This is a genomic window from Paenibacillus diazotrophicus (genome assembly GCF_042610465.1).
On the sequence record NZ_JBGJZN010000019.1, the window covers coordinates 1 to 5801 of the forward strand.

The window sequence follows — 5801 nt, forward strand, 5'->3', positions numbered from 1 at the left end:
AAAAACATTAGAGGAAGTAACTCGAAAGAGTTATCAAGAATGGTTAGAAAACTGGAAGATAAAATATAGTAATTTACTGACTAACAGGAAACGTTAGCGTAAAGAGCAGACTGCTGATGCAATCTGCTTTTTCCATTGAAATAAAGGGCAGATTAGTTGAATAAGAACTAATCAGAGAGGACAAAAATGTACTCCTCCTATTTGGGTTAAAATGGTATTATTGATATGTGTTGGTTATGATTGGCTATATAGAGATGGTGAAGAAATTTGAGGGGGAGAATTTGCATAAGAAGAAGTATTTTATACTAATGCCACCAACGTTAATAATTGGGCTATTTCTATTTTACTTTCTTCCAGCAAATCAGAGACCGTATGTATTCTTAGTTCCTATTGTATTTTGGCTAATATATTACACTTGGATATTTATTGAAAGAAAACAAGAGAAAAAAATATAATTGGCAGTTATTGCACTAACGAGAAACGATTGCGTAAAGAGCAGTCTGCTTTTTTCATTGAAGTAACAGGCAGGATAGCTTAACAGAACGGATAGGATAGTACGAAAGGGATATTGGTTTTGAGCGAAGAATTTTTTCTATTAGGGTTTTAGGAGGTGACTTATGAAGTGTGAACTTAACAAACAATTCGCAAGAAAAATAGGCATTATGCTTGAATCTAATCTTATTTGGTACAAACACTATTTCTTATTTTGTGATGAAGTAATTGAAAAGATGGATAGACCTCCGTACTGGATTGTCGAACTTGCAACAAAAAAATATATTGGGGACGCAGTGAAAATTGTAAATAACTACGCCTTTTCTGAGCCGTTCGAAACATTCCCAGATTCATTATATAATTATTATCTAGGCTGTCTGTTTTTAAGGTATGAACGCAAGGAACTATCGTGGGCATCTTTTTTGAAAAATTCCGGTGACTTTGCGGATGGAACTCAAGCTGTGAAACATGAATGTGAATATTTTTATTATATGCTCAATGACTATGAAGACAGTGAATACTCATTTGAGTTGGAAATTAAACAAGTGGAGATTATTAAAGAAGAGTTTAAGAACGAACTTCAAGAGACTCGAAGTCTTTATGCCCCATTTGTTGATTATTTTCGTAAGTATGTGTCATCACAAAGTGAAAGTTGAAAAATCACATCGAATTTTGTATACGTTGGTTATTTTGATGATTATGCTAACGGCGAACGTTAGGGGGAAGATGTGAAAAAGAGGCAACGTAAAAAAAATGAGAAACGCTATAAACGCTATGAACAAGCTCTTATAGAAGAAATGAAATTGAGATTCGGTGATCCTCTAAATGTTGGCATCGCTGCTATGGCCAAGAAATTGCAAGCTGAGCAAAGAGAGAAAGACAAACGCTCGGTTACTGATTTTAAAGAAGGTAATTGAGGAATGATACGTACCTCGATTAAGCTAACGGGAAACTATAGCTCAATAAAACAATGGAAGCAGCCAAACATTATGATCGGCTGCTTTGTTAAGCTAAAGGGCAGTTTAGTGCAATAAAACTTGATCAATTGTGGTATTATGATTAAAAAACTTCAAAAAATGGTGATATCATGAAATTTGTTTTGATTTTTGGCCCGCAGGCAGTAGGTAAAATGACAGTGGGGCATGAGTTGGAAAGGATATCTGATTTGAAATTGTTCCACAACCATATGACGATAGAATTGTTAGCTCCTTATTTTGGCTTCAGTCATGAAATGTGGGAATTATCGAATAAATTCCGTCAGGATATATTTGAAGCAACCGCCGCCAGTAATATGTATGGAATGATATTTACATATGTATGGGGATTCGATTTGCAGAGCGATTGGGATTACGTCGATAAAACTTGTAAAATATTTGAGGATCAAGGTGCGGATGTCTATTTTGTGGAGCTAGAAGCTGATCTTGATAAGAGAATAGAGCGTAACAAGACTCCCCATAGACTTGAACATAAACCGACAAAGAGAGATATCACACGCTCTGAACAGGATCTAAAACAGACAATGGAGCAACATCGTCTGAACTCGTTAGAGGGAGAAATTAAAAAAGAAAACTATTTGAGAATAAACAATACGAAAATCAACGCTCGTGAAGTTGCTGAAATCATAAAAAATAGATTCGCTTTATAACGATTCTTGTTAAACTAACGGGGAACTATAGTTCAACCAGAAAAGGGAGCAGGCCGTCGCGGCGTTGCTTCCTTTTCCATTGAAGTAACGGGCAGCATTCCTATTATGGAGAAATATCGGGTTTGAGAAACAAAAAGACTCCTTGGTAAGATGTAAAAAATCTCAATAGCTGGCCAGCAACAGATCACCGTATCATAAGTAACAGCAAGATTTTTATAGAAAATCCTGTAGCAGGCTTAAAAAGGTGAATGGACTGGGAGGGGTTGGGTTGGGCATACGACTCGGGAGTGGTGAAAACACACCGATACTTGGAGCGACTTCGTCTTTATATACTGATGTAGATTTGGTTTAAATAGAGACGCGGTGTACCATAGTATGCAATCTTCCTATATTGTGGGTAACTGGATAAAAAATGAACAAAAATGGGGGAGTCAAGGAGGGATGGATAGTGTTCGTAAAATGTCCGGTCCCCATACACCATTCCTTTGATAGCAGTAGACATTTCTTTTTTGAACACACTGAAACGGATGTCTGCAACTTTTTGATTGAATTCACCATCATCTACATATGCGCTTCCTATTAAATTCATTCGACCATGTGAATCTTTTTTCCACTCCGCTAATACTTCATCACGCATTTTGGGATTAATGGACTTATAGTTGTACACATATCCAATATCCAAAAATAATTGTGCAGTAATATCCGAATGCGTGAGAGTATATTTCCTTCCTTCTAATGGTTTGGAGGAAGTAGCAGGTGGAATTAGGTTTATGGACAGTTTCCTTGGGTCAAAAACAGACATGTATAACCCCCCTTTTAGGTCAGTAGTCTGAGTCCTAGTCAAATTACTTTATGTGGTTCAATGACTAGTTGACTGTGTTGATGCCCTAGATCCGTCGCATGATTATGGTGAATGCGTGGGGATTGAATATCGTATAAGTTGGTTTTCTTTATTACGCTTTAAATCTTAACCGGTATTGAAGGGTATGAATGTAGTAGCCGCCGGGTTTGGATTTGACTCTTTCCACCACTTGGATCAGTACGACCGGGATGTGCTTCAGCCAAAACAGAAAGATGAAAGGGTGAGAATTCATGGAAGTAAATGTGTTAGAGCGTCTACCAAATCCAATAATCTTAAAAAAGCTAATGAAATTCCAAGCATCATTAAATATTATTCTTTGTCAAGATGAATGGCTTCGTTACCATAGCTTCGTTCAAGATTGGGATGAGGATGTCTGTATGGCGAAAATAGATAATGGAGCAGGTGATCATCTACTTATTTTGTTTTCCTCTGAAGGCTCTATAATAAAAGGCTTCGATCATGAATCTGAATTAAGCCCATATGCGCAAGATGAACATAAAGTATATCAAGGGATTTATGATGACGTTCCAAAGGAATTATTATCTTTGCTTGAAGATGATGCAATTGAAAAAGACGATGTGACTTTTTGTATTTGGCGTAAAAACAGTGACATTAACTGGCACAAGGGAAAAGTTGATATTCCAAAAGGTGAAAGCGATGGTTCTGAATTTTTAGTGGGCTGTATATTCCTTACACCAGAGGATTTTGTAGAATTTGCAATAGGTTATTTTGAATTATCACCATCATTAGATGTTGTTGCAAAAATATACGATGATTTCCCCATTACGGAAGAGATGATCAATATCTTAAATCCTAACTGTGATGTAAAGAAAGTTCTTCAAGAAATAGAGTTATTACGCTTAAGGGGTTAGAGTAGGTAATGTGTGATTAAGCTGTAATCATAAATAACATTCCATGGATTCGTATGAAAACGGGGTTGTTAGATTCAGCCACATTTATTCTAACGAGCACTGCTACGTCGGTAGAGTAGTTGATGCAAGAGCTTGGTAATCTCGATATCACAGAGGTAACGTTAACCATGTTGAAGGAGTACATGGTAAACAAGCTGATCGTTTGAAGCCGAGCAGCCTGGGTCACAGAATTCGGTTTGTTCGTTCTCTCTTCCGTTACGCATATGAAGAGTCGTATCTGACTTCTAATCCTTCACTAAAATTAGGAGAACCGAAATTACTTATGCATGCCAGTTCCTTGATAACGGTGCCCCCTTAGATTTCATCCAAGGTATGCTAAGTCATGACTAAAGGGCAAGGTAGTTCTAATATGTGGTAATATTGAGTGAACATTAAAAAATGGATTTTGGGGGCCAGCAATGAAAACTCCTGAACTGTATGAACTAGAATACCTATTCGAATGTGAAGCAGAGCTAAGCGATGACGGTGTTCCATGGCAATATACATCAATTTCATTCCAAATAGTTAGAAATCATATAAAGGCTGTATTCGAGCTTGAAGAAGCAAGCCGGAGTGGCCAGTTAAGAATTTATCTTAACAATGAAGAAATAAACAATTTCTGCTTAGAAAATATCAGCACTATTCAAATAAAGCGTGAAAATAACTATGAATGTCTTATCCTAGAGTTTGATGAAGAAAACTTTGTGCTGCCACTGGCTTTACAGACCAAACCATCAATTAAAACCTCTTGGGGAACATCGTTAGGATTAAAGAGGTAAATCGTTATATCGTTACGTTAACGGAGAATACTTGTTCAGCCTACCCATGATAGTTAAACCTTCTGATGTTAGGTAAAAAGGAATAAAGGGCGAACTCGGGGTGGTATTTTTTAAAGGGTTGCAGACCGACATAACTTTAAGGAGGTTATCAATCATTTTGCAGAAGTACTAAGCTCCTTGTACCTCGACTCAAGCCACTTCACATCGGAATTGGAGTGGGAAGTCTCGGATAATGGGTTTATGTATGTTGGCGGTGGTGCTGAATCACAAATATTCGTTCGCAATGATTTTGAACTTCATATCCGTCCTTATGTGATGGGATGGACGCCAGAAGTAATAAAGGAACTTGAGGAGTCTTGGCTTGAAGTTAGCTTGCTATTTTGGACAGAGGAAATCGAACTGGATTGGAAGACAGGGCAGTTAAAAGATGAGTTTAAGACTTTACTATGGGCAATGTTGACAAGATTTTCGGAGGAGTTTAAAGAAAGTGGCGTGTATTTCACAAACGAAGTGACGGACGGAACACCATGGGAAGCTTTAGTATGCTATACAAAAGAGGACTTATGGACTTTTGATGCAGCCATTATACCTGATCATCTGATTGATATGTACAACGATGGTCCAGATGAAATGTTCATGCACAAGAATAAACGTACTATGCTCGTTGCCCGGAAGTCTGTTTGGCGTGAAAAACCATGGCTTAGTAATGATTGAACTTACGGGAGAATGATAGCTCAAATACAACCTAATATAGGAGATTGTCCATGTGCTTTTCGAAGCGTTATATATGGATTGAAGCTGAAAAATGGCCTGTAGGCTCATGGGATTGTAAGGACGTTGAGGCAAAAAAATATACAAACCGGTGAATGCATGAACAGTGTTTAAATCTATTGAACTCCCTAACGGGAAACGCAAAGTTAATAGCGACACAAAGGCAGCCGGTCAGTGGATCGACTGCCTTTTTTCAACTGACGGACAGTTTAGCGCAACCCACCAGAGAATTGGGACGTCTAACTTATGTGGGGGGCGATGAATTAATGAGAAGGGTTACAAGCTTAATTAATATATTGGGGATACTGGTTTTGATGCTTGTTGGATGTGCCGATGAGGTC

The 5801-nt window shown here is 37.8% G+C and carries 7 protein-coding genes; 6 read left to right on the top strand and 1 reads right to left on the bottom strand.

Features of this window, described 5'->3' with window-relative positions; translation table 11 throughout:
• Positions 1 to 617 precede the first annotated feature (617 nt).
• From ACAN54_RS29835 to ACAN54_RS29845, 3 genes are all read left to right on the top strand, one after another.
• Complete coding sequence (locus tag ACAN54_RS29835) at positions 618 to 1148, top strand: hypothetical protein (protein WP_379164470.1); 531 nt, start codon at positions 618 to 620, stop codon at positions 1146 to 1148.
• Between the two features lie 72 nt (positions 1149 to 1220).
• Entirely contained in the window at positions 1221 to 1409 is a 189-nt protein-coding gene (locus tag ACAN54_RS29840; RefSeq protein WP_379164473.1) for a hypothetical protein, read from the top strand.
• A 170-nt stretch (positions 1410 to 1579) separates the two neighbouring features.
• The gene (locus tag ACAN54_RS29845; protein ID WP_379164475.1) at positions 1580 to 2137 is read left to right on the top strand and encodes a DEAD/DEAH box helicase family protein; all 558 of its coding nucleotides are present in this window, start codon (positions 1580 to 1582) and stop codon (positions 2135 to 2137) included.
• 325 nt (positions 2138 to 2462) lie between these two features.
• On the opposite strand, the gene ACAN54_RS29850 is transcribed toward ACAN54_RS29845, so the two are convergent.
• Complete coding sequence (locus ACAN54_RS29850; RefSeq protein WP_379164478.1) at positions 2463 to 2939, bottom strand: staygreen family protein; 477 nt, start codon at positions 2937 to 2939, stop codon at positions 2463 to 2465.
• Between the two features lie 290 nt (positions 2940 to 3229).
• Between ACAN54_RS29850 and ACAN54_RS29855 the strand changes: the two genes are divergently transcribed.
• The 3 genes from ACAN54_RS29855 to ACAN54_RS29865 all read left to right on the top strand — a co-directional run bounded on the left by ACAN54_RS29855 (position 3230) and on the right by ACAN54_RS29865 (position 5403).
• Positions 3230 to 3871, top strand: coding sequence for a hypothetical protein (locus tag ACAN54_RS29855; RefSeq protein ID WP_379164480.1), 642 nt, complete (start codon positions 3230 to 3232; stop codon positions 3869 to 3871).
• 458 nt (positions 3872 to 4329) lie between these two features.
• A complete protein-coding gene (locus ACAN54_RS29860; RefSeq protein ID WP_379164483.1) occupies positions 4330 to 4689 on the top strand; it encodes a hypothetical protein in 360 nt (119 codons plus the stop codon).
• A gap of 210 nt (positions 4690 to 4899) precedes the next feature.
• Entirely contained in the window at positions 4900 to 5403 is a 504-nt protein-coding gene (locus tag ACAN54_RS29865) for a hypothetical protein (RefSeq protein ID WP_379164485.1), read from the top strand.
• Positions 5404 to 5801: the final 398 nt, after the last annotated feature.

Coding starts and splice junctions, on each gene's coding strand:
- ACAN54_RS29835 (WP_379164470.1), top strand. CDS start 618: ATGAAGTGTGAACTTAACAAACAATTCGCAAGAAAAATAGGCATTATG.
- ACAN54_RS29845 (WP_379164475.1), top strand. CDS start 1,580: ATGAAATTTGTTTTGATTTTTGGCCCGCAGGCAGTAGGTAAAATGACA.
- ACAN54_RS29850 (WP_379164478.1), bottom strand. CDS start 2,939: ATGTCTGTTTTTGACCCAAGGAAACTGTCCATAAACCTAATTCCACCT.
- ACAN54_RS29855 (WP_379164480.1), top strand. CDS start 3,230: ATGGAAGTAAATGTGTTAGAGCGTCTACCAAATCCAATAATCTTAAAA.
- ACAN54_RS29860 (WP_379164483.1), top strand. CDS start 4,330: ATGAAAACTCCTGAACTGTATGAACTAGAATACCTATTCGAATGTGAA.